The organism is Herbaspirillum sp. SJZ107 (assembly GCF_006715485.1).
Lineage (GTDB): Bacteria > Pseudomonadota > Gammaproteobacteria > Burkholderiales > Burkholderiaceae_D > Telluria.
In genome coordinates this window covers 1836453-1860329 of the sequence record NZ_VFNH01000001.1, presented here as the reverse complement: position 1 = coordinate 1860329, position 23877 = coordinate 1836453, and the positions used below count along the sequence as shown (strand labels likewise).

Annotated in this window: 20 protein-coding genes and 1 riboswitch; of the genes, 12 read left to right on the top strand and 8 right to left on the bottom strand. The window is 69.6% G+C overall.

The genetic code is table 11. The features are described 5' to 3' along the window. Position 1: 1 nt before the first annotated feature. Together FBX97_RS08300 and FBX97_RS08295 are read right to left on the bottom strand one after the other, a co-directional pair. Positions 2-2080 (bottom strand): bifunctional diguanylate cyclase/phosphodiesterase, encoded by a 2079-nt coding sequence (locus tag FBX97_RS08300; RefSeq protein ID WP_141830225.1) that lies wholly within the window; start codon positions 2078-2080, stop codon positions 2-4. 250 nt (positions 2081-2330) lie between these two features. Next, positions 2331-2606: a hypothetical protein gene (locus tag FBX97_RS08295; protein ID WP_141830223.1), complete on the bottom strand. Its 276-nt coding sequence runs from the start codon at positions 2604-2606 to the stop codon at positions 2331-2333. Between the two features lie 175 nt (positions 2607-2781). Between FBX97_RS08295 and FBX97_RS08290 the strand changes: the two genes are divergently transcribed. The 12 genes from FBX97_RS08290 (at position 2782) to mntP (ending at position 17170) form a co-directional block, all read left to right on the top strand. Next, positions 2782-3804, top strand: coding sequence for a LacI family DNA-binding transcriptional regulator (locus tag FBX97_RS08290; protein WP_141830222.1), 1023 nt, complete (start codon positions 2782-2784; stop codon positions 3802-3804). Further along, positions 3801-4511, top strand: coding sequence for a two-component system response regulator KdpE (kdpE, locus tag FBX97_RS08285; protein ID WP_255517352.1), 711 nt, complete (start codon positions 3801-3803; stop codon positions 4509-4511). The genes FBX97_RS08290 and kdpE overlap by 4 nt, the downstream gene beginning before the upstream one ends. Before the next feature lie 69 nt (positions 4512-4580). Then, complete coding sequence (locus tag FBX97_RS08280; RefSeq protein WP_141830220.1) at positions 4581-5768, top strand: acyltransferase; 1188 nt, start codon at positions 4581-4583, stop codon at positions 5766-5768. A 172-nt stretch (positions 5769-5940) separates the two neighbouring features. After that, complete coding sequence (locus FBX97_RS08275) at positions 5941-7203, top strand: ABC transporter substrate-binding protein (RefSeq protein WP_141831040.1); 1263 nt, start codon at positions 5941-5943, stop codon at positions 7201-7203. 1 nt (position 7204) lies between these two features. After that, a complete protein-coding gene (locus FBX97_RS08270) occupies positions 7205-8083 on the top strand; it encodes a carbohydrate ABC transporter permease (RefSeq protein ID WP_141830219.1) in 879 nt (292 codons plus the stop codon). Further along, on the top strand, positions 8080-9048 hold the full coding sequence (locus FBX97_RS08265; RefSeq protein WP_141830217.1) for a carbohydrate ABC transporter permease: 969 nt from the start codon (positions 8080-8082) through the stop codon (positions 9046-9048). The genes FBX97_RS08270 and FBX97_RS08265 overlap by 4 nt, the downstream gene beginning before the upstream one ends. Positions 9049-9055: 7 nt before the next feature. Next, complete coding sequence (locus tag FBX97_RS08260; RefSeq protein ID WP_141830215.1) at positions 9056-10108, top strand: ABC transporter ATP-binding protein; 1053 nt, start codon at positions 9056-9058, stop codon at positions 10106-10108. 102 nt (positions 10109-10210) lie between these two features. Beyond that, positions 10211-11239, top strand: a complete 1029-nt coding sequence (locus tag FBX97_RS08255; RefSeq protein WP_141830213.1) for a LacI family DNA-binding transcriptional regulator — start codon at positions 10211-10213, stop codon at positions 11237-11239. 85 nt (positions 11240-11324) lie between these two features. Next, on the top strand, positions 11325-12707 hold the full coding sequence (locus tag FBX97_RS08250; RefSeq protein ID WP_141830212.1) for a GH1 family beta-glucosidase: 1383 nt from the start codon (positions 11325-11327) through the stop codon (positions 12705-12707). A 110-nt stretch (positions 12708-12817) separates the two neighbouring features. Next, a complete protein-coding gene (locus FBX97_RS08245; RefSeq protein ID WP_141830210.1) occupies positions 12818-15367 on the top strand; it encodes a glycoside hydrolase family 3 N-terminal domain-containing protein in 2550 nt (849 codons plus the stop codon). After that, positions 15364-16332 (top strand): glucokinase, encoded by a 969-nt coding sequence (locus FBX97_RS08240; RefSeq protein WP_141830208.1) that lies wholly within the window; start codon positions 15364-15366, stop codon positions 16330-16332. Before FBX97_RS08245 ends, FBX97_RS08240 begins: the two co-directional genes overlap by 4 nt. A 79-nt stretch (positions 16333-16411) precedes the next feature. Next, positions 16412-16598: riboswitch (yybP-ykoY riboswitch) on the top strand. Between the two features lie 5 nt (positions 16599-16603). Further along, the gene (mntP, locus tag FBX97_RS08235; protein WP_141830207.1) at positions 16604-17170 is read left to right on the top strand and encodes a manganese efflux pump MntP; all 567 of its coding nucleotides are present in this window, start codon (positions 16604-16606) and stop codon (positions 17168-17170) included. A 12-nt stretch (positions 17171-17182) separates the two neighbouring features. Here the strand turns inward: mntP and FBX97_RS08230 are convergent, their stop codons facing one another. The 6 genes from FBX97_RS08230 to FBX97_RS08205 all read right to left on the bottom strand — a co-directional run bounded on the left by FBX97_RS08230 (position 17183) and on the right by FBX97_RS08205 (position 23797). Next, a complete protein-coding gene (locus FBX97_RS08230) occupies positions 17183-18151 on the bottom strand; it encodes an energy transducer TonB (protein WP_141830205.1) in 969 nt (322 codons plus the stop codon). 78 nt (positions 18152-18229) lie between these two features. Then, positions 18230-18910 (bottom strand): DUF4336 domain-containing protein, encoded by a 681-nt coding sequence (locus FBX97_RS08225; RefSeq protein ID WP_141830203.1) that lies wholly within the window; start codon positions 18908-18910, stop codon positions 18230-18232. 65 nt (positions 18911-18975) lie between these two features. Continuing rightward, on the bottom strand, positions 18976-20484 hold the full coding sequence (locus FBX97_RS08220) for a tryptophan halogenase family protein (protein WP_255517350.1): 1509 nt from the start codon (positions 20482-20484) through the stop codon (positions 18976-18978). A 10-nt stretch (positions 20485-20494) separates the two neighbouring features. Continuing rightward, positions 20495-21502 (bottom strand): cupin-like domain-containing protein, encoded by a 1008-nt coding sequence (locus FBX97_RS08215; protein ID WP_141830201.1) that lies wholly within the window; start codon positions 21500-21502, stop codon positions 20495-20497. After that, positions 21486-22241, bottom strand: a complete 756-nt coding sequence (locus tag FBX97_RS08210) for a SapC family protein (RefSeq protein ID WP_141830199.1) — start codon at positions 22239-22241, stop codon at positions 21486-21488. Before FBX97_RS08210 ends, FBX97_RS08215 begins: the two co-directional genes overlap by 17 nt. Positions 22242-22267: 26 nt before the next feature. After that, the gene (locus FBX97_RS08205) at positions 22268-23797 is read right to left on the bottom strand and encodes a tryptophan halogenase family protein (RefSeq protein ID WP_141830197.1); all 1530 of its coding nucleotides are present in this window, start codon (positions 23795-23797) and stop codon (positions 22268-22270) included. Positions 23798-23877: the final 80 nt, after the last annotated feature.

Here is a 23877-nt window from a genome sequence, read left to right as displayed (position 1 = left end):
CTCAGTCCACGCCCAGCAGCGCGCCGATCGCCTCGAGCGGCATCGGGCGCGCCAGCAGGTAGCCCTGCGCCTCGTCGCAGTCGGCGGCGCGCAGGAAGTCGAGCACCTCGGCGGTCTCGACGCCTTCGGCCACCACCGACATGCGCAGCGCATGCGCCATGTCGACGAAGGCCTTCACGAAATCGAAAGCGCTGATGCGGCCGTCGTCCTGCAGCACGAAGGAACGGTCGAGCTTGAGCACGTCGATCGGAAAACGGCGCAGGTAGGCCAGGCCGGAATAGCCGGTGCCGAAGTCGTCGACCGCGATCTTGACCCCCAGCGCCTGCAGCTCGCCCAGCATGGCTGCAGTGCGTTCCATGTCTTCGATCAGGGCGCTTTCGGTCAGCTCCAGCTCCAGGTGGCAGGGCGCCAGTCCGGACGCTTCGAGCGCGCCGCGCACGTCGCCGACAAAGCCGGCCTGGGCCAGCTGGCGCGCCGAGACATTGACCGAGACCCGCACCGGCTTGCCGTGACTGGCCACCAGCGCCTGCGTCGCGCGGCAGGCCTGGTGCAGCACCCAGTGTCCGATCTCGTTGATCAGGCCGGTTTCCTCGGCGATGGCGATGAACTCGCCCGGCGCGACCCGGCCCAGCTGCGGATGGTTCCAGCGGATCAGCGCTTCCATCCCGACCATGGCCATGCTGCGCAGGTCGATGCGCGGCTGGAAGGCCAGCGCGAATTCGCCGCGCGCCAGCGCCGGCCGCAGCGAGGTCTCGAGCGCCATGCGCGCCTGCGCGCGCGCCGTCATGGCGGCTTCGAAGAAGCGGTAGCGGTTGCGCCCGGCCGCCTTGGCGCGGTACATCGCGGTGTCGGCCGTCTGGAACAGCACTTCGCGGGTGGCGGCGTCCTGCGGGTACAGGCTGATGCCGATCGAGGCGCCGATGATCACGTCCTGGGTGCCGACCGGCACCGGCGCGCCCAGCAGCGCCAGCAGGCGCGCGGCGATGCCCTCGGCCTCGGCGGCGCCGCCGGCGCAGGGGGCGACCACCACGAATTCGTCGCCGCCCAGGCGCGCCAGCGTCGCGTCCGGACGGAGCTCGCGGCGCAGGCGCTGTGCCACTTCGCACAGCAGCGCGTCGCCCAGGTCATGGCCGAAGGAATCGTTGATTTCCTTGAACCGGTCGAGGTCGAGGAACAGCACCGCGACCGAGGCGTCGCCGGTGCAGGCGTCGAGCGCGGCCTGCAGGCGTTCGTGCAGCAGGGTGCGGTTGGGCAGCCCGGTCAGGCTGTCGTGGGTGGCCAGGTGGCGCAGGCGGCGTTCGGCCTCTTCGCGCTCGCTGAGGTCGCGGATGATCGCCTGGAAGAATTCCTGGCCGCCGTCCTCGAAGCGCGATACCCGCACTTCGGCCGGGAAGGTGCTGCCGTCGCGGCGGCGTTTGGTGATGCGCAGCAGGTGGGTCTGGCCGGCGCGCAGGCTCTCCAGCAGCGCCAGGTCGTAGGGGAAGCCGCTGTCGACCAGGTGCACGCTGCTGCCGACGAATTCCTCCGCACTGTAGCCGAAGGTGGCGCAGGCGCTGGCGTTGGCGGCCACCACGCGCAGGTCGCGGTCGGCGATCAGGATGCTGTCGCCGGCCTGTTCGAACAGGCTGCGGAAGCGCTGCTCGCTGCGGCGCAGGGCGTCGGCGGCGCAGCGCTGGTCGGTGATGTCGTGGAAATAGACCGACAGCCCGTCCTCGGTCGGGTAGGTGCGCACCTCGACCCAGGCGCCGGTCGGCGCCCACAGCGTCTCCAGCACCCCGGCGCGGCCGCTGGCCATGGCGCCGCGGTAGTAGTCGAGCAGCGCGGTGCCCTCGAGCATCGGCGCCACGTCCAGCAGCTTGCGGCCGATGCCGTCGCCGAGTTCGATGCCGGCGAAGGCGGCCGCCTTGCGGTTGGCGTAGATGACGCGCCAGTCGCGGTCGACCGCGAAGAAGGCATCGCCGATGCTCTCGAGCATGGCGTTCATGCGTTGCTGCGAACGGTCCACGGCTTCGGAAACGCCCGGGAGGCTGGCATCGTGGGCGAGGGGGAGGCTGTCGAAGGAGGCGGGCTGTCTGCTCATGGGGTTCCAGTACGGGGCAATCTACCCATCGCAGATTTTATCATTCCCGACAGCAACGTTTAACAAGGTGCGGTAAATAAGCGACACTCCAGCGTGATTCGAGGACCGCCCGGCCGGCGCTGCCGGATAGCGCACAGGGGGCCGCCGCCCGGCGGGGGTGCCGGGGCGGCGGGTGGCGCCGTGGAGGACTCGGCGCCGGGGTGACGTGTCGAGATGACGTGTCTGCTGCCTCTATTACATACTACCTCTGTTACGCAGCGTCGTCGGGCGAGCCCTGCGCGCCTTGGCGGTTGCCCTGGCTGCGGGTCGAATCGCCCTGGGCCGGGGTACCGCCCGGCTGGCCCTTGGCCTGCTGCAAGTTGCCGGAATCGGCCAGGTCGGGGCTGCCGACGCCGCCGTCGCGGCCACCATCGTTCAGATTGCCAGTGGTGCCGGTCTTGCCGGCACTGCTGGTGCCGACGCCGCTGAGTTCATCATAATTACGCCCTTTGATGCCCTTGCCTTTGTATTCCTGGTTGCTTGGCATATGGTGCTCCTTATGTATATCCGATAGGCTTTATCTTAGACCGCCGGGTGCCCGCGGCAATCGGAATAGAGGGCGTGGCGACGTAGGACGTGCCGTACAGGAGTTGACAAGTTGTCCAATCCGTGGCCGAATCAAGGGTCGGCGGTGCTTGCTGCCAGGATCCAAGACAAGAAGAATGAACAGAACCGGAGCAGGGAAGGTGAGGGGGACCGGGCGCGCCACGCTGGAAGAAGTGGCCACGCTGGCGGGCGTGTCCACCATGACGGCGTCGCGCGCCTTGAGCCAGCCGCGGCTGGTATCGGAAACCACCCGCGCCAAGGTCGAGCAGGCGGTGGTCGAACTCGGCTACGTGCCGAACCGCGCCGCGCGCGCCCTGGCGTCGGCCCATTCGCGCGTGATCGTGGTGCTGGTGCCCTCGCTGTCGAACGCGGTGTTCACGGCGGTGCTGGACGGCATCCATGACGCGGTCGGGGCCAGCCAGTACCAGCTCCTGATCGGCAACACGCGTTATTCCGACGCCGAAGAAGAAAAGCTGCTGAATATCTACCTGCAGTCGAATCCGGACGGCGTGCTGCTGTCCGGCGTGTCGCACAGCCCCCACGTGCAGCGCGTGCTGGGCAGCCTGCAGATTCCGATCGTGTCGATGATGGACCTGGCCGAAGGCGAGGAAGACTTGTCGGTCGGCTTTTCCCAGCTCGACGCCGGCAGCACCATGACGCGCCACCTGATCGACAGGGGCTACCGCCGCATCGGCTTCATCGGCGCCCAGCTCGACGAACGGACGCTGCGCCGCGCCGATGGCTACCGCCAGGCGATGCGGGCGGCCGGGCTGGCCGATCCGGCGCTGGAAGTAATGACCGCAGAGCCGTCGACCATCGCGCTCGGCGCGCGGCTGATGCAGCGCACCCTGGCGCTCGGCTGCGATGCGGTGTTCTGCTGCAACGACGACCTGGCCCACGGCGCCATCTACCATTGCCAGCGCCATGGCGTGCGGGTGCCGCAGGACGTGGCGATCGCCGGCTTCAACGACCTGCCGGCTTCGGAATGGATGATGCCCTCGCTGACCACGGTCGATACGCCGCGCTACCGCATCGGCTACGAAGCCGCCTCGCTGCTGCTGGACGTGATCGGCGGGCGCACGCCGGCGCAGCGCCGCATCGACCTCGGGTTCACGCTGCGCGCGCGGGAGAGCACGTGAGCGCTACCGGTACCCCGGCCGCGGCGCCGCCGGTGGCCTTGATCGTCGAGGACGAACCGCAGATCCGCCGCTTCGTGCGCATGGCGCTGGAAGGCGAGGGCTGGCAGGTACACGTGGCCGAGACCGTGCAGCGCGGCGTGATCGAGGCCGGCACCCGCAGCCCGGACCTGATCGTGCTCGACCTCGGCCTGCCCGACGGCGACGGCCTGGCGCTGATCCGCGCGGTGCGGGCCTGGAGCCCGGTGCCGATCATCGTGCTGTCGGCGCGCGTCGACGAAGCCGGCAAAATTACGGCGCTGGACGCCGGCGCCGACGACTATCTGACCAAGCCCTTCGGCGTCGGCGAGCTGCTGGCGCGGGTGCGCGCGGCGCTGCGGCGCCAGCACAAGGGCATCGCCGAGGCGCCGTCGAGCGTGCGTGTCGGCCCCATCGAAGTCGACTTGCACAGGCGCCTGGTGGCGCGCGACGGCCAGCCGGTGCACCTGACACCGACCGAGTACAAGCTGCTGACGGTGCTGCTGGCCAACCTCGGCCGGGTGGTCACGGCGCCGCAGCTGCTGCGCGAAGTCTGGGGACCGTCGCATGCCGACAACAGCCATTACGTGCGCATCTACATGGGGCATTTGCGCCAGAAACTCGAAGCGGATCCGGCCCAGCCGCGCCACCTGCTGACCGAGACCGCGGTCGGCTACCGGCTGCAGCCCTGAACGACAAAATGCTTGAGTGACTTGCGGTAGCTGGCGTAAGCTGAGCCATTGTCACCGAGGGAGCGCTCGATGGGGCCGACCGATCCGCTGTTCGCCGTGCTTGCCGTGGGCCTGGCCCTGGGCGTCGTGCATGCCTGCCGCCGCTGGCTGCCGGCGCCGCCCGGCGGCGGGCGCAATGCCGCCATCGATGGCCTGCGCGGCTACCTGGCCTTCTTCGTGTTCCTGCACCATGCCGCGATCTGGCGCGGCTACCTGGCGACCCGGGAGTGGACGGCGCCGCCGTCGCGCCTGTTCACCCACTTCGGCGAATCGAGCGTCACCCTGTTCTTCATGATCACGGCCTTCCTGTTCGTGCGCAAGCTGCAGGCCGCGCGCGGCGGCTTCGGCTGGGGCGCATTCTTTCTCGGCCGCGTGCTGCGCCTGGTACCGGCCTATGCGCTGGCGATGGGCCTGATGTTCGCCGTGGTCGCGGTGGACTCCGGCTGGACACTGCTCGAGCCGAAGCATGTCGTCGCGCGCGAGGTGGCGCAGTGGCTGGCCTTTTCGATCGCCGGCTACGGCCCCGTGAACGGCTTCGGCGGTACCCACTTGATCACCGCGGGCGTGGTCTGGTCGCTGGCGTCCGAGTGGCATTTCTACCTGGCGCTGCCGCTGCTCGGACTGGCCCTGGGGCGGCGCGCCGGCGCCGTCCCCTGCCTGCTGGCGGCAGCGTCGCTGGCGCTGGCGGCCTGGCAGCACGCGCACCTGGCCGTGATGCCGGCCTTTGCCGGCGGCGCGCTGGCGGTGCCGCTGGCGCAGCGGCCCGGCGTGCGGCGGCTGGCAGCCTCGCCTGCCGGCACCGGCCTGGTGCTGGCGGGCGTCGCGCTCGCCGTGCTGCTGTTCCCGACAGCCTACGCGCCGGCGCCGATGCTGCTGCTGGCGTGCGCCTTCACGCTGGTCGCTGCCGGCTGCAGCCTGTCGGGTGCCCTGACCAGCCGGGTGTCGCGCCTGCTGGGGGAGCCGACCTACAGCATCTACCTGCTGCACGGGCTGGTGCTGTACGTGGCGATCCACTGGGTGTTCGGCGCAACCGTGGTGGCGCGCTGGCCGGCGCCGGCATATTGCGCGCTGGTGCTGGGCCTGGTGCCGGTGCTGCTGGCGCTGGCCTGGGCCAGCTACCGCTGGATCGAGATGCCGGCGCTGCGCCTGCTGCCCGGACTTGGCGGGCGGCGTGCGCAGGCGGCGCCGGGTCAGGAGCGGCCGGCCGCCTCGCTCTAGATGAAATTTCCTAACATTAGCGGCGGTTTTTGTAGGAAAATCCGTTTATTAATTTCCAACTGACATTACATTCGGCCCGGACCGCGCGTCCGCCAACAAGCCATGGTCACGCATCCGATGCGTGCGTAAATGGCAGCCGACAGGAGACAGGATGCTCGGAGCAGGCAAGACCATGCTGCGCGGCTGGCCACGGGCGCTGTGCGCCGGGGCAATCGTCGGCGCAATCGTCGGCGCGGCCGGCGGCGCTGCTGCGGCCGCCGCGCCCCAGCCCGGACCGCGCGCCGAGGTGATCCACTGGTGGACCTCGGGCGGCGAATCGGCCGCGGTCAGGCAGGTGGCCCAGGCCTACCGCGGCCTCGGCGGCACCTGGGTCGACACCGCGATCGCCGGCGGCGACCAGTCGCGCGCCGTCACCCTCAACCGCATCATCGGCGGCAAGCCACCCACCGCGGCCCAGTTCAACACCTCGCGCCAGTTCGTCGACATCATCGAGGAAGGCCTGCTGAACGACGTCGACGATGCCGCCCGCCGCGGCGCCTGGGAACGCACGCTGCCGCAGCCGATCGTCGACGTCATCAAGGTGCACGGCCACTGGTACGCGGCGCCGGTCAACGTCCACATGCAGACCTGGCTGTGGTATTCGAAGCCCGCGTTCGCCCGCGCCGGGATCGCGCGTGCGCCGCAAAGCGTCGAGGAACTGTTCGCGGCGCTGGACAAGCTCAAGGCGGCCGGGCTGGTGCCGCTGGCGCATGGCGGCCAGGCCTGGCAGGACAGCATCCTGTTTTCGCTGATGCTGTCCAACCTCGGCGGGCGCGCGCTCTACCTGCGGGTGCTGCGCGACCGCGACCAGGCCGCGATCCGATCGAACGACTTCCGCCGCGTGCTGCTGGCCTATAAACGCCTGCACGGCTACGTCGACCCGGCCGCGCCGGGACGCAACTGGAACGACGCCACCGCGATGGTGATCGGGGGCCGCGCCGGCATCCAGGTGATGGGCGACTGGGCCAAGGGCGAATTCACGGCGGCCGGCCAGCAGCCGGAGCGTGACTACGGCTGCCTGCCGGGCCTGGGCGCGGCCAGCCCCTACCTGGTCCAGGGCGACGTGCTGGTGTTCCCGCGCACGGCGGATCCGGCGGTGCTGCGGGCGCAGAAGCTGGTGGCGCGCGTGGTCGCCGACCCCGCCGTGCAGCTGTCGTTCAACCGCCTGAAGGGGTCGATCCCGGCGCGCCTGGATGCCGATCCCGCCAGCCTGGACGCCTGTGCGCAAAAGGGCATGGCCATTGCGCGCGACCGCGCGCGGCCGCTGGGCGTGATGGAGATCTACCTGACCCCCGACCAGAACGGCGCGCTGCAGGACGTGCTGACCGCCTACTGGAACACCGACATGCCGGTGGAACAGGCCCAGAACAGCATCGCCTCGGCGCTGCGCTATTGACATGAGGCCCGCGCTGAAACTCACACGCCTGACACCGCACGCGGCCCTGCTGCCGATGGCGCTGACCGCCATCGTCGCCTACCTCGGCGCCGCCGCCTGGACCCTGGTCATTTCCCTGACCGGCTCGCGCACCTTCCCCTCGGGGCGCTTCATCGGCCTGGCCCAGTACGGGCGCCTGTTCGACAACGAGCGCTGGATGCTGTCGCTGCACAACCTGGCGGTCTATGGCGTGCTGTTCATCCTGGCCTGCCTGGCGATCGGCTTCCTGCTGGCGGTCTTCATCGACCAGCGCGTGCGCGGCGAAGGGGTGTTCCGCACCATCTTCCTGTACCCGTACGCGATGTCCTTCGTCGCCACCGGCCTGGTGTGGCAATGGCTGCTGACGCCGGGCGACGGCCTGGACGGCGTGGTGCGCGGGCTCGGTTTCTCCGGTTTTACCTTCGACTGGATCGTGCGCCAGGACCTGGTGATCTACACCGTCGTGATCGCGACCGTGTGGCAGGCCTCGGGGCTGGTGATGGCCTTGATGCTGGCCGGGCTGCGCGGCGTCGACCCCGACATCTGGAAGGCGGCGCGCCTGGACGGCATCCCGCCGTGGCGCGTGTACACCCGCATCGTGCTGCCGATGCTGTGGCCGACGATCGCCACCGTCCTGCTGCTGCTGTCGACCGCCGTGGTCAAGCTGTACGACGCGGTGGTGGCGATGACCAACGGCGGCCCCGGCACCGCCAGCGAGGTACCGACCAAGTTCATCATGGACCACCTGTTCCTGCGCTCGAACGTCGGCCTGGCCTCGGCCGGCGCGGTCGTGCTGCTGGTGCCGGTGCTGGCGCTGCTGGCGCCGTATGCCTACGCGCGGACGCGCAAGGAGGCCGCATGACGCCGACCGTCCACCAGGCCGCGATTGCGACCGCGCTCGAAACGGCACTCGAGCCCGCGCTTGAGCCGGCGCTCGAGCCGGTGAAGCGGCCGGCGCGCGGCCGTACCCGGCGCCGGCGCTGGAGTCCGGCCCGCATCGGCATCTATCTGTTCCTCCTGAGCGCCGGCGCGTTTTTCCTGCTGCCGCTGTACGTGATGATCGTCACCTCGCTCAAGCCGATGGAGGAGATCCGCCAGGGCGGCATCCTGGCGCTGCCGCATGCCTGGACGCTCGAACCCTGGCGCCAGGCCTGGAGCGGCGTCTGCACCGGCGCCGCCTGCGAAGGCATCCGCGGCGGCTTCCTCAACTCGGTCTGGATCACGGTGCCGAGCACGCTGCTGGCGATCGCGATCGGCGCCGTCAACGGCTACGCGCTGTCGTTCTGGCGCCCGCGCGGCGCCAACCTGCTGTTCGGTATCCTGCTGGCCGGCGCCTTCGTGCCGGTGCAGGTGATGATCTATCCGCTGGTGCGCGTGATGGCGCTGGCCGGCGTCTATGGCTCGCTGCCGGCCATCGTGCTGGTACACCTGGTGTTCGGCATGCCGGTGATGACGCTGCTGTTCCGGAATTATTATGCGGGCGTGCCGCACGAGCTGTTCCAGGCTGCGCGCATCGACGGCGGCGGTTTCTGGCGCATCTTCCTGCAGGTGATGCTGCCGATGTCGCTGCCGATCGTGGTGGTGGCGGCGATCATGCAGGTCACCGGCGTGTGGAACGACTACATCCTCGGCCTGGTGTTCGCCGGCCGCGACAACCTGCCGATGACGGTGGAGCTGAACAACGTGATCAACACCACCACCGGTGCCCGCCAGTACAACGTCAACATGGCGGCCACCATCCTGACGGCGCTGCTGCCGCTGGCCCTGTATTTCTTCTCCGGACGCTGGTTCGTGCGCGGCATCGCCGCCGGCGCCGTGAAAGGCTGACCCCGCGATGGCGAACGTCCACCTGCGCGACCTGCATATCCGCCTCGGCGGCAGGGACATCATCCGCGGCCTCGACCTGCAGGTCGAGCCGGGCGAATTCCTGGTGCTGCTCGGCCCCTCCGGCTGCGGCAAGTCGACCCTGCTGCACAGCATCGCCGGCCTAGTCGAACCGGCCGCCGGTGCGATCGAGATCGGCGGCCGCGACATGACGGATGCCGACCCGAGCGAGCGCGGCATCGGCATGGTGTTCCAGTCGTATGCGCTGTACCCGACCATGACGGTGGAAGCCAACATGTCCTTCGGCCTGCGCATCGCCGGCACGCCGAAGGAGGAGATCCGGCGCCGCGTGGCACGCGCGGCGGCGATGCTGCAGCTGGATGCGCTGCTGTCGCGCAAGCCGGCGCAGCTCTCCGGCGGCCAGCGCCAGCGGGTGGCGATCGGGCGCGCGCTGGTGCGCGAAGCGCGCGTGTTCCTGTTCGACGAGCCGCTGTCGAACCTCGACGCCAAGCTGCGCGCCGAGTTGCGGCGCGAACTCAAGCTGCTGCACCAGACGCTCGGCTCGACCATGATCTACGTGACCCACGACCAGGCCGAGGCGATGACGCTGGCCAGCCGCATCGTGGTGATGGACAAGGGCCGCATCCAGCAGGTCGGCACCCCGGCCGAGGTGTACGCGCGCCCGGCCAACCGCTTCGTCGCAGGCTTCCTGGGATCGCCGCCGATGGCCTTCATCGACGGCGCGCTCGATGCGGCGGGGCGCTTCCGCGCCGGCGCCATCGAGTTGCCGGCCGGGGTCGGGGCGGCAGGGCGGGCGAGCGGGCCGGCGCTGCTGGGCGTGCGCCCCGAGCACGTGGCCATCGGCGCCGGTCCGCTGCGCGCCGAGGTGACCCTGGTGGAACCGATGGGCAACCACCAGGTCGTGTGGCTGCGCTGCGGCACGGCTGCACTCGGCGCGCTGGTGCACGATACGCGCGCATTCGCGCCCGGCGACGAGGTCGCTTTCGGCATCGATGCGGCCCGGGTCTCGCTGTTCGACCCGCAGGACGGGCGCCGCCTGTAATGACGATGCCGGCCCCGAGGTAGGCACCGGGCGGCGAATGCAGTATGCTTCGGTGTTTGGTATCGACTGTTTTTGTTCAACCCCTGGATGAGGTGAGCCGCCGTGGCGACGATCAAGGATGTAGCGAAGCTGGCCGGCGTCGGCCTCGGAACCGCCTCGCGCGTGGTCAGCGGGCGCGGTTCGGTCTCGCCCGCCACGCTCGAGCGGGTCAGGAAGGCGATCGACGAACTCGGTTTCCGTCCATCGCATGCGGCGCGCGCGCTGCTGTCGGGATCGAGCCGCATGGTCGGCGTCTACATCCCGGTGCTGAGCGGGACCTTCTACACGCCGATCCTGCAGATCATGGATACCGAGCTGCGTGCCGCCGGCCTGCACATGGTGCTGGCCTTCGGCGTCGGCCTCGGCGATGCGCGCCGGCAGGCGATCGAAGGCATCGACTTCCTGATCGAACGCGGCTGCGACGGCCTGATCGTGATGACCAGCGCGCTGCTCGAGGAAGACGTGGCGGCGCTCGGGGCCAAGGCCGGCCAGCTGGTGGCGCTGAACCACGCCTTCGAATCGATGCCCGACCAGTGTTTCACGGTCGACCACGTGCTGGGCGGGCGCCTGGCGGCACGCACGCTGCTCGAGCACAAGCACCGCAAGATCGCCGTGGTGGAAGGGCCGCGCAGCCTGGCCGACAACAACGAGCGCATTGCCGGCTTCATGAGCGAGCTGGCCGACAACGGTATCGACCCCGACAAGGTATGGCGCGTGGAGAGTGATTTTTCGCCGGCCGGCGGCTTTGCCGCGGCCAGGGACCTGATCGCCTCCGGCACGCCCTGCAGCGCGCTGTTCTGCGCCAACGACGAGATGGCAGCCGGCGCGCTGGCGTATTTCCAGGAAGCCGGCATCCGCGTGCCGCACGACCTGTCGGTGCTGGGCTACGACGACACCCCGAGCGCCGCCTATGCAGCGCCGCGCCTCAGTTCCGTGCACATGCCGTGGCGCGAGATGACGCTGAATGGCGTGAATGCCTTGCTCAACCTGTGCTACGACATGAAGCGGCCGGTGTCGCGCGACTTCCCGGTCAGCGTCACGCTGCGCGCATCGCTGGCACGAGCGCCGGGCACCAGGCGCAAGGCCGCATGAGCCGGCACGGCTTTTTTTTGCGCTGTATATGGAAACCTTTCCACCCGCGGTAAACCGCTTTGCATAATCCATCCCCGACCCGACCATGACGACGATATTCCAGGCTGACGAGCAGGAACTCGAACCCCGGGCGCCGCAGCGCGCCGATTTCGCCACCGACTTCCTGTGGGGCGCCGCCACCTCGTCCTACCAGATCGAAGGGGGCGCAAAACTCGACGGCCGCGTCGAGTCGATCTGGGACCGCTTCGCCGCGACGCCCGGCAGGATCCGCGACGGCTCGAGCGGGGCGGTGGCCTGCGACCACTACCACCGCTGGCCGCAGGACCTCGACATCGGGCGCGAACTCGGGCTCAACGCCTACCGTTTCTCGATCGCCTGGCCGCGCATCTTCGGCGGGCCGGGCGGCAAGCCGAACCCGAAGGGCCTCGATTTCTACGAGCGCCTGGTCGACGGCATGCTGGCGCGCGGCCTGCAGCCCTGGGCCACGCTGTATCACTGGGACTTGCCGCAAGCCCTGCAGGACCGCGGCGGCTGGAACGAACGCGCCACGGTCGACGCCTTCGTCGAACTGGCGGATGCGGTGACGCGCCGCCTGGGCGACCGCGTGCAGCACTGGATCACCCAGAACGAGCCGTGGTGCACGGCGATGATCGGCCACCACGAGGGCTGGCATGCGCCCGGCATCGCCGACTTCAGGACCGCGCTGCAGGTGGCGCACCACGTGCTGCTGGCCCACGGCAAGGCGCTGCCGGCGATCCGCGCCAATGTGCCGGATGCGCGCGCCGGCATCGCGCTCAGCCTGCATCCGTTGCGTCCGGCCAGCGACAGTGCGCTCGATCACGCGGCGCTGGCGCGCCACGACGGCTTGCGCTACCGCTGGTTCCTCGATCCGCTGTACGGCCGCGGCTATCCGGAGGACACCCTGCGCCTGGTCGGCGACGCGGCCCCGGTGATCCTGCCGGGCGACCTGGAAGCGATCGCCGCGCCCACCGATTTCCTCGGCGTGAATTACTACTTCCCCGAAACGGTGGCCGATGCGCCCGGCCACGGTCCGCTCGGCGTGCGGGTGCTGGAAGCGCGCGGCGAGACCACGGCGATGGGCTGGCCGGTGGCGCCTCAGGGCCTGGCCGAGCTGCTGCAGCGCGTGCACCGCGACTACCGTCCAGGGCCGCTTTACGTGACCGAGAACGGCGCCTGCTACGACGATACGGTGGCCGCGGACGGGGCGGTGCGCGACCCCGGGCGCAAGCGCTACCTGATGCGCCACCTGGCGGCGCTGCACGCCGCGATCGGCGAAGGCGTGCCGGTGCAGGGCTACTTTGCCTGGAGCCTGCTCGACAACTTCGAGTGGTCGGAGGGCTACCTGCGCCGCTTCGGACTGGTCCACGTCGACTATGCGACCCAGCAGCGGCGCCTGAAGGACAGCGCGCTGTGGTACCGGTCCTTCCTGCAGGAAGTCGGTAAATGACCTGAGGGATGAGTTGACAGGGGCGGCGTTTGCATTCACTATCCGGGTACACATTGGAATCGTTTCCAAATCTGTCCGGAAGCGCTGCCGCATAACATAGGAGACCCTGCATGCTTGATCCGTTCCGCCGGCGCGCGCTGGCATTGGCCGTGGCGCTGGCCTTGCCCGGCGCGCCATCCATCGCCGCAGACCCGGCGCCGCACAAGCCGCAAACGCCGCTAAGCGAGTGGCCGCGCATCCGCAGCGCGATCGCGCCCGACCCCGCCCTCGAGGCGCGCGTCGCGGCCATCGTCGGCAAGATGACGCTGGCGCAGAAGATCGGCCAGATGACCCAGGCCGAGATCAAGAGCGTGACGCCGGACGAGGTCAGGCAGTACTACCTCGGCTCGGTGCTGAACGGCGGCGGCAGCAAGCCGGGCAACAACAAGTTTGCCGGCCCCGCCGACTGGGTGAAACTGGCCGACAGCTTCTACGACGCTTCGATGGCGACCGACATGGCGGTCAAGGTGCCGGTGATCTGGGGCACCGACGCCGTCCACGGCCACAACAACGTGTATGGCGCCACCATCTTCCCCCACAATATCGGCCTGGGTGCGGCCCACGATCCGGCCCTGGTCGGCGAGATCGGCGCCGCCACCGGCCGCGCGGTGCGCGCCACCGGCATCGCCTGGGTGTTCGGGCCGACCGTGGCGGTGGTGCGCGACGACCGCTGGGGCCGCACCTACGAAGGCTTTTCCGAAGATCCGCGCCTGGTCCAGGACTATGCCGGCGTCTACGTCAAGGGCCTGCAGGGCGCGTTCAGGGACGACGCCAACGTCATCGCCAGCATCAAGCACTACATGGGCGACGGCGGCACCGAGAACGGCGTCAACACCAGCGTTACCCGCGCCAGCGAGCGCGAGATGATGAACATCCACGCCCCCGGCTACTTCAGCGGCCTGGAAGCGGGCGCGCAGACTGTGATGGCCTCGTTCAACAGCTGGTATGACACGGAGAACAAGCAGGACCACGGCAAGCTGCACGGCGACCGGCGCATGCTGACCGAAATCCTGAAGGACAAGATGGGCTTCGACGGCTTCGTCGTCACCGACTGGAACGGCATCGGCGAAGTGGCCGGCTGCCGCAACGACAGCTGCGCGCGCGCGATCAATGCCGGCGTCGACATGGTGATGGTGCCGGACGACTGGAAGGCCTTTATCCGCAACACGGTGCAGGACGTGGAAGCCGGGCGCATTCCGATGGCGCGCATCGACGACGCCGTCACCCGCATCGTGCGCGTCAAGCTGCGCGCCGGCCTGTTCGGCCAGCGCCCGTCCGCCAACCGCTACGCCGGCAAGCCGGAAGCGCTGCAGGCACGCGAACTGGCGCGGCGTGCGGTGCGCGAATCGCTGGTGCTGCTGAAGAACGAAGGACCGGCGCTTCCATTGGCGACCGGCCGGCGCCTGCTGGTGGTCGGCAAGGCCGCCGACAGCATGATGCACCAGGCCGGCGGCTGGACGCTGAGCTGGCAGGGGACCGACAACACGAATGCCGACTTCCCGCATGGCGACACCGTGCTGGCCGGGCTGCGCGAGGCCGCCGGCGCCGCCAACGTTACTTATAGTGCCGATGGCAAGGGCGTCGACCCGTCCAGGTTCGATGCGGTGATCGCGGTGATCGGCGAAGGTCCGTATGCCGAAGGCGACGGCGACATCGTCCCTTCCGGCACGCTGCGCCACAGCAGCCGCTATCCCGAGGACCTGGCCGTGCTGCAGGCCGTGCATGGCAAAGGCAAGCCGGTGATCACGGTGCTGATGTCGGGCCGGCCACTGTGGGTCAACGACCTTCTGAACCTGTCGGACACCTTCATCGCCGCCTGGCTGCCGGGCAGCGAAGGCAAGGGCGTGTCCGACCTGCTGGTGGCGGCCAAGGGCGCCAAACGCTACGACTTCGGCGGCACGCTGACCTATTCGTGGCCGAAGACCGTGTGCCAGACCCCGCTCAACGTCGGCGATGCCGGCTATGCGCCGCTGTTCGCCTACGGCTACGGGCTGAAGGCCGGCCAGCGCTCGCAACTGGGCCGGCTGGATGCGGCCTACGCGGGGGGCGGCTGCAGCGCCTCCAACACCTATCCGCTGCACGGCCAGGCCGACCGCGCCAGCTTCCCGTTGCGCTTGCGGAGCGGCGCCGGAGTGCGTCCCTTCGGCGCCGACCTGAATGCGACGGTAAGCGTGCCCGGCGCCAGCGCCACCGTGGTCCAGATCAAGACCCAGCAGGATGCGCGCCTGGTCACCTGGACCGGACCGGCCAGCTTCGAGGCGCACGGCGCAAGACCGCTGGCGCTGCCGGCGCAAGCGGCCACCGACGGCGTGCTGCGCTTCGACACCATGGTGCAGGCGGCGCCGGCCGGCAAGGTGACGATCGCGATGGGGTGCGCAGGCGCCGCCTGCGGCCAGCCGCTCGACGCCACCCGCGTGTTCGCGCGCCTGGCCGGCAAAGGCAAACAGGTGGTCAAGATCCCGCTGGCCTGCTTCACGGCGAAAGGCGTCGACCTGGCGCGCGTCGACACCCCGTTCAGCGTGACGTCCACAAGCGGCTTCGCGGCCGCCTTCGGCAACGTCGACGTGGTCGGTGGCGCCGCGCGCGATACCGACACGGTGCGCTGCGAGGAGCTGCAATGAGGCTGCTGGCCGACATCGGCGGCACCAACGCCCGCTTTGCGCTGCAGGCCGAAGCCGACAGCCGCGCCTTCAGCGACGTCGAGGTGCTGGCCTGCAGCGACTACCCGACCCTGGACGCCGCGCTGGCCGCCTACCTGGCCGGTGCCCGCGCGCGCGGGATGGCGGTCGACGGACTGCGCCACGCCGCGATCGCGATCGCCACGCCGGTCGAAGGCGACGTGGTCGCCATGACCAACCACCACTGGCGCTTTTCGACGGCAGCCCTGCGCAGCGCATTCGGCCTCGACACGCTGCTGGTGGTGAACGACTTCGCCGCGCTGGCGATGGCGCTGCCGCACCTGGGCGACGCCGGACGCGAGCGGGTCGGCCCCGCATGCGTGGCGCCGCTGGACCGTCCGCTCGGCCTGGTCGGGCCCGGCACCGGCCTCGGCGTGTCGGCGCTGGTACCGCATGCGGGACGCTGGATCGTGCTGCCGGGCGAGGGCGGCCATGCCAGCTTCGCGCCGACCACGAAGCAGGAAATCCGCATCCTGGAAGCACTGCTGGAGGAGCACGGCCACGTGTCGGCCGAGCGCCTGCTGTCGGGCGCCGGGCTGGAAGCGATCCACCGCGTGCTGTCCGGCGAACGCCTGCCCGCGGCGCAGATCAGCGCCCGCGCGATCGACGGCACGAGCGGCGCCTGTCGCGAGAGCGTCGACGTCTTCTGCGCCGTGCTGGGCTGCGTGGCCGGCAACGTGGCGCTGACGCTGGGCGCCACCGGCGGCATGTACATCGGCGGCGGCATCGTGCCGCGCCTGGGGCGCCTGTTCCACGCATCGGCGTTCCGCGCCCGCTTCGAGGCCAAGGGCCGGCTGCAGCCCTGGCTGGCGCGGGTGCCGACCTGGGTCGTTACCGAACCCTATCCGGCGCTGCGCGGCGCGGCCGCCATGCTGGCCGACCACGTGGCGGCCCACCCCGGCGCCTGAATTCCCGGTTGTCTGCCCCTTTCCCAGCGCCGGCCCCGTGCCCGCGCTGGGTTTTTTATTGCGCTTGTAGTATGATGCGCGCAATCCCACAGGGGAGTAGCCTGCTTTTCGCCCAGCTTTATCGGCGGCGGAAAGTTCCCGTATCAACACACTCGGCGCCACAGTGCCGTGGTACGGGCAGCCGTCTCGGTTGGCAAGACCTTGGGTATGCCGGTGCGCTCTGTCCGGGCCGCGCTGGCGTACCTCCGTTCCTGCCCGGCCCGAGAATCACATGAATTTCCTCGCCACCGCCGCCATCGCCCTCGCCATGTCCACCGACGCCTTTGCCGTCGCCATTGGCAAGGGGGCGGCCCTGCAGCGTCCGCACCTGAAAGAAGCCCTGCGCACCGGCATCATCTTCGGCGTCATCGAAGGCTTGACGCCGCTGGTCGGCTGGGCGCTGGGACACGTGGCGGCCCCCTACGTCGAAGCCTGGGACCACTGGATCGCGTTCACGCTGCTGGTCGTGCTGGGCCTGCGCATGATCCGCGAAAGCCTGGCGGCGGGCGACGACGACGACGAGAAACCGAGCAAGCATTCGTTCTGGCTGCTGGCGATCACCGGCTTTGCCACAAGTATCGACGCCATGGTGGTCGGCGCCAGCCTGGCGCTGATCGACGCCAACATCTTCACCACCGCCGGCGCCATCGGCCTGGCCACCTTCGTGATGGTCACGCTGGGCGTGATGCTCGGCCGTGGCCTCGGCCGCATCGTCGGCAAGCGCGCCGAACTGGCCGGCGGCCTGGTGCTGATCGCGATCGGCTGCATCATCCTGTACGAGCACATCGGCCCGCACTGAGGTTGGATGCGCTTATTCGAGCGTCCAGACGTACTGCACCGCGGCCCAGGCCGCGGCCGGCTTGCCGTCGACCACCAGCGGCTTGAAGCTGCAGGCCGACAGCGACAGCAGGGTGGCGTTGTCGAGGTCCGCATAGCCGCTGGAGCGGACCTTGCGGATCTGGACCGGCTTGCCCTCGGCATCGACCAGGAAGTCGAGCTGGACCATGCCGGTTTCCTCGTTGCGCAGCGATGAGCGCGGGTACTCGGGCCTGATGCAGGTATCGAAGCGCATGATGGGCATGGGCTCGCCCTTGACGCCGCGGTCCTTTGCCAGCGGCCGCGGTGCCAGCGCCGCTTCGCGCCGGGCCAGGGCTTCGGTCCGGGCGCCCAGCAGCTGCAGCGCCTGCGCGTAGGGCGCGCCGCTGCCGCCGCGCTGGGCCGCGCGGGCGTAGGCCTGGCGCAGGGCGCCGGCGTCGACCGTCCAGTCGGTGGCGACGACCAGCGCCGCTGCCGCCTTGTCGTGCCGTCCCTGGCGCGCATGGACTTCCGCCAGGTCCAGCCAGTACGGCGCGTAGCTGGGCTGGTTGGCGATCGCTTCGTCGAGTTCGAGCTCGGCGTCGGCCGGCTTGTTGGCCTGCAGGTAGGCCAGCGCCAGCGCGCGGTGGCGCTCGGGCGCCGGCAGGCCGGCGCGGTTGGCGTCGCGCAGCAGGGCGATCAGCACCGTGTCGGGTTCGCCGACCGCGAGCGTATCGTCGCTGCGCGCGTCCGGGGCCGGATGCGCGGCGGCCGGCGACGGACGGGTGCCGTAGTTGCGCGGCAGCGCGCGCATCAGCGCCATTTCGTCGAGCTGGCGGCCGTCGCGCGCCGCTTCCATGATGGCATCCATGCACTTGTCGCGCGTGGCGCAGGCATCGGCGGCGGCGATGGCGGGTACCGCGGCGGCGGCCGACAGGCACAGGGCGCCCGCGGCGGCGCCGGTCAGGCGGCGGAAAGAGGACATGGTGTTTCCGGTAATTAAAACACCGATGTTAATCCTTTGCCTACAGGTCGGCAACAGCTGTGGATACTTGGTGGCTGCTCAGCGGCTGAACCGGGCCAGCGCCCGTTCGACCGCCCCGTGCGCGTCCTGTTCGATGATCGCATTGTGCGCCGTGATCACGCGCGTGAACGGCCAACGCAGGAGCGACTGCAGGCTGGCCGTGGCGGCGGCGCGGTCGCGCGTGGCCAGGCGCACCGTGTGCGGTACGTCGAGGTGCCCGCGCACGCCGGTCAGGCGCGCATAGGCCGCCGCGCGCCAGTCGAGCTGCCCGCACCAGCACTGCAGCAGGTCGGTCGCGATCAGCGTGGCCGACGCCTTGTGGAACCATACCGTTTCGTTCACGAGCGGGATGCCGCGCACCAGCACCTGGTCGAGGTCGGCGGCCCATGCGGGTTCGACCGCGTCGCCGAGCGGATGCAGGTCGGCCAGGTCCCAGCGCTTGCGCTCGAGGCCGGGCGCGCCGTACAGGCGGGCGTCCGGGAACGCCTGTTTGCACTTGCCCATGAACATGTGGTGGGCGCGGTTGGGCGCCACGATCCAGGCGACCTCGCCCAGCCTGGCGATCTGCGCGCGCACCTCGGGGCCGAAGCGCACCGGCGAATGGATCCACACGCGGCCATCCTTGAAACGGACCACGGTCATGCGTGCGGTGAGCGGGATGCCGGCGGTCTGGATGCCGGCTTCCATGTGCCAGATGTCGGGTGCGATTTGCTTGAGCATGCGCCAATACTAGACCGCTTCGTCCCGCAACGGCGCACCTTAGCGCACCCAAGCGGGCCGGCCCCTCAGGGCTTGCTGCCGCAGTACTGCTTGACGTAGTCCGCGTGCTGCGGCAGCTGCGAGGCGGTGCGCCGCACGTTGGCGCGGATGCCGTCCAGGAAGCCGGCCAGTTCCTCGTCGCCCATCAGGTCGGCGCTCTGGTGGTAGCTGGCCGGGCTCAGGCCCTGGCCCAGCATCACCTGCACCCACGAGTTCTCGGCGAACAGCTCGTTCTGCAGGCGGAACACGCGGCCGGTGTCGCGGAACAGGTCGATGCGGTGCTGCAGCGAGTCGGGCACCTGCATCGTCGCTGCATCCGTCCAGTACGGCGTGTCGCGGCGGTTGGTGACCTTGTAGTGCAGGATGATGAAGTCGCGGATGGTGCGAATATCCTCGTGCGCCTGGGCGTTGAACTCGTCCACGTCGGCGTTCACGATGCCATGCGTCGGGAAGATCTGCAGCAGGCGGATGACGGCGCGCTGGATCAGGTGGATGCTGGTCGACTCGATCGGTTCCAGGAAGCCGCTGGCCAGGCCGAGGGCGACGCAGTTGCCGGCCCAGACCTGCTTGCGCTGGCCCGGCTTGAAGCGGATCACGCGCGGCTCGGTGAGCACCTTGCCCTCGATGTTCCCGAGCAGCGCGGCGCGCGCCGTATCGTCGTCGACGTAGCGGCTGGCATACACGATGCCGTTGCCGGTGCGGTGCTGCAGCGGGATGCGCCACTGCCAGCCCCAGTCGTGCCCGATCGAGCGGGTCATCGGAATCGCCGGGCCGCTGGACTCGGTCTGCACCGCGATCGCGCTGTCGTTGAACAGCCATTGCGACCAGTCCTCGTATTCCACGCCCAGGGTCTGGCCCAGCAGCAGCGAGCGGAAGCCGGTGCAGTCGATGAACAGGTCGCCCTCGATGCGCTTGCCGGAGTCCAGCAGCAGTGCGGAGATACTGCCGTCGCGCGCTTCCACGCTCTCGATCTTGGCCTCGATGCGCTCGACCCCGAAATGCTCGGAAAAGCGGCGCAGGTAGCGTGCGTAGCGGGTGGCGTCCAGGTGGTAGGCGTAGTTCAGGCCCTGATTCGGCAGGTGCGCGAAGCGGTGTTCCTTGCCGGCGAGCAGTTCCAGGCAATAGTCGCCGTAGTCGTGCGCCAGGCCGCGCGCGCGGCCCTTCAGCCAGAAGTGCTGGAAGCCGGCGGTCCAGTGGTCGGTGCCGGTCATGCCGAACGAGTGGATGTAGTCTTCGCCGCGCGCGCGCCAGCTCTCGAAGCTGATGCCGAGCTTGAAGGTGGCCTGGGTGGCGGCCATGAATTCGCGCTCGTCGATGTCGAGCAGGCGGTGGAAGTGCACCAGCGAGGGAATGGTGGCCTCGCCCACGCCCACGGTGCCGATCTCGTCGGATTCGACCAGCTTGATGTCGAGCCGCTTGCCGAGGGTGCGCGAGAGCGCCGCGGCGGCCATCCAGCCGGCGGTGCCGCCGCCGGCGATCACGATCCGGCGCACCGGCGTGCCCGTGCCCTGGGTGTCCATGGTCTTGGTCTCCATCTTGTCTCCTTCAGCGGTTGATTCTTTTCAGTAGCTGGCCGCGCAGGATGCGCGCGCGGTCGTCGTCCAGCGGCGCCAGCGCATGGCGCGCATGCGGCGGGATGTGGGCCAGCTTGGCCTCGTCGGGCTCGAAGATGTAGTGGCGGAAGATATCCTGCCAGGCCTGGCGCTGTTCAAGCGGCAGTTCGCGCATCGTCAGCAGGGCCAGCATCAGCGCGTTGGTCGGCGTGTCCATCCAGTCCGGCGACTGGCGCCACCAGTAGTTCACCAGGATGTTGAAGCGGTCGAGCGCTTCCACGTGGTGCCACCACATGGACGGGATGAACAGGGCGTCGCCGGGGCCGAGTTCGGCCACCTGGGCGTGGCCCAGCGCTTCCTCGAAGCGCGGGAAGCGCACCGGGTCGGGCGCCGCGAAGTCGACCAGGCTGATGGCCTGGCCGGCCGGGGTGAAGTCGATCGGGCCGATGTACAGGTTGGGCAGCTGATCCTGCGGGAACAGCGTGAAGCGGCGGTGGCCGGCGGCGACCACCGCCAGGTTGTCCGGCAGGTCGTAGTGGGCGGCGATGCGGGTGCGGTTGCCGATCCAGATGCTGGCCAGGGCGTCGCGTCCGCCGAGGTCGACGTCGTTGTCCTGGCGCAGGCCGGGCAGGGCGGTGTCGATCGTGGTCGAGCCGACGTAGATGGCGCCGGGGCGCTCCATCCCGCGCTGGACCTTCAGCTCGTCCAGCACGCCGTCCAGGCGCGCCCGCACCGACATGTAGTTGAAGCCGGTGAGATCCTCGTTGTAGAAGAAGCGGCCGCCGATCTCGGGCTTGCCGAGCATGGCATTGACGGTGGCGTCGCGGTAGAAGCGGCGCAGGTAGGCGTCGGCGGCGTCGGGCGACTGGCGTCCGGCCTGCACCAGCGGCCAGCTGGAAGCCAGGCCGCGCACGATGTAGGGGGTGGTGGCGCGCAGCAGCTCGTCGGGGATGCGCTCGCCGACGGCCAGCTCGCGTACCTTGTCAGCGATTGCCAGCATGGCCGGACGTGGAGGAAGTCAAGGTGCGGTTCTTGCGGTCGATCAGCGCGCGGAATTGCGACAGCGAGGCCGTCGCCATGTAGATCGCCTGCAGGTAGCCGGCGCGGTTGAGGCGCTCCAGGCGCTCGCCGGACAAGGCCTGCAGGCGCTCTTCGTTGATGGTGTAGAAGCCGGCCAGGCGGTTCTGCGAGCCGTCGTCGAGTTCGATGTCGAGCACGAAGGATTCCAGGAGCTCGAGTTCGAGCAGGGCCGCGGTGAAGCCGCGCGCCGCGTCCAGGCCGTCGTGCAGCGTGCGCAGCACCGAGGCGATGCGCTCCAGGTATTCGCTGGTGCCGCCGTAGGTCAGGAACAGCGCTTCGCCTTCCACGGCGCCGTCGCCGCCGGCGACGCGCGGGTGGTCCATGTCGACGTGGATCGACAGCTCCTCGCCGCCGCGCCCGATCAGGAAGGGCAGGCGCTCGTGGCTCAGCGGGATTGCCGGCGCGTCCCAGCGCGCAACGCCGTCGCGCTCTTCGAGGAACAGGTTTTCGCCGTGCTGGAAGCCGAACAGGGCCAGCGCGTCGAAGGAGGTGCCGTCGGCACTCTTGGCGAACACGATCGGGTACGAGGCTTGGAGTTCGCGGAATTCGGCCGGGAAGGTCAGGGCCGACATGACGGCGTCGCCGTAGGCTGCGCCGCGCGCGGTGATGACGCGCAGGTGCTTGTGGTCGACGTTGTTCAGGATTGCGTGGTTGGGCATGGTGTCTCTTTGTGTTGTTATCGTTTTCAGATGCGCGGCAAGCCGTGCAGCCGGATATGCTCGAGCAGGGCCCGGTTCGAGGGCAGCGCCGGCAGCATCTGCGCCGTCAGCCGCGCCGCCTCGCGGAAGTGGCGGTCGGCCTCCTGCGGCAGGTCGGATGCGCGCGGCGCGCCCTCGAACGGGGTCTGCATCCCGTACAGGATATATTGATAGCTGGCGGAAGGAAATACCTCCTCGATGCGCGGGAAGTCGCGGCGCGAGGGCGGGCGCGTGCGCCACAGCCCGAGCAGTTCCTGCAGGCGCGCCGGAATCGTCTCCGGCCGGCGGTGATCGATCCAGTAAGGCGCGTCGCTGCGCTTCGACAGCACGTAGTGCAGCTTGAGGAATTCGATCACCCGTTCCCAGCGATAGGCAAACGCTTCGTTGAAGCGGTCCGCCACCACGTCGACCTGGGCCCGGGTGGCCGGCATGTCGTCGGCCAGCCACGCCGCCGACATCTCGACCAGGGCCAGCGCCGACGCTTCCAGCGGCTCGATGAAGCCGGCCGACAGGCCGATCGCCACGCAGTTGCGCTGCCAGAAGCGCTCGCGGTAGCCCGGTTCGAAGCGCAGCTTGCGCGGCGCAATGTCGGACGGGCCGCCGCTCGCCGCCACGTAGGCGCGCAGCTGGTCTTCGGCCTCGTCGTCGCCGATGTGGGCACTCGAATACACGTGGCCGATGCCGCGCCGGGTCGGCAGGCCGATGTCCCAGATCCAGCCGCAGCTCTGGGCGGTGGAAGTGGTCTGCGAGGCGATCGGCGCATCCGGCGTGGCGTAGGGCACCTGCACCGCCAGCGCGCGGTCGTTGAACAGCACGTGGCGCTGGTGCAGCAGCGGCACGCCGTAGTGGCCGCCGAGCAGCAGCGATTGCATGCCGGTGCAGTCGACGAACAGGTCGCCGGCCAGCACGCCGCCGTCGCGCAGGCGCAGGCCGGCAATGTCGCCATTGTCATGGGGGACTACCGCATCGACGTGATCCAGCACGTGGCGCACGCCCAGCTTCTCGACGCAGTGCGCGCGCAGGAACAGGCCGAACTTGCCGGCATCGAGGTGGTAGCCGTAGTTCGCCACCGCCGCGAATTCCGGCGTGCGCGCCTGCTTCGGCGCCCGTCCCCCGACGCACAGGTGCGGCTGGAAGCTGGCCAGGTCGGCGAAGGGCACGTGGCGGCGCTGCGCCTGCCAGGCCGCGGCCAGGTTGGCATCGCCGTAGCCCTGGGGCAGGACGAAGGGGTGGAAATAATAGTCGCCGGCGCTGCCGTCGACCCAGCGGTCGAAGCGCGAGCCCTGCTTGAAGGCGGCGTCGCATTCGCGGAAGAACGCGGATTCCGACACGCCGATGCGGTGCAGCGTGTCGCGCATCGAAGGCCATGTGCCTTCGCCGACGCCGATCGGCGGGACGCCGGGCGATTCGACCAGGGTGACGCGCAGGTGGCGGTGTTCTGCTGCGATGACCGCGGCGGCCAGCCAGCCGGCCGAACCGCCGCCGACCACCACGATGTGTTCGATGGTGTTGCTCATCAGATGTCCTGTGGAGGGAACCGGCCACCGGAGTCTAGCGCAAAGTTGCTAGCTTTTCAGCAAGTATTTGCGCCAACTGC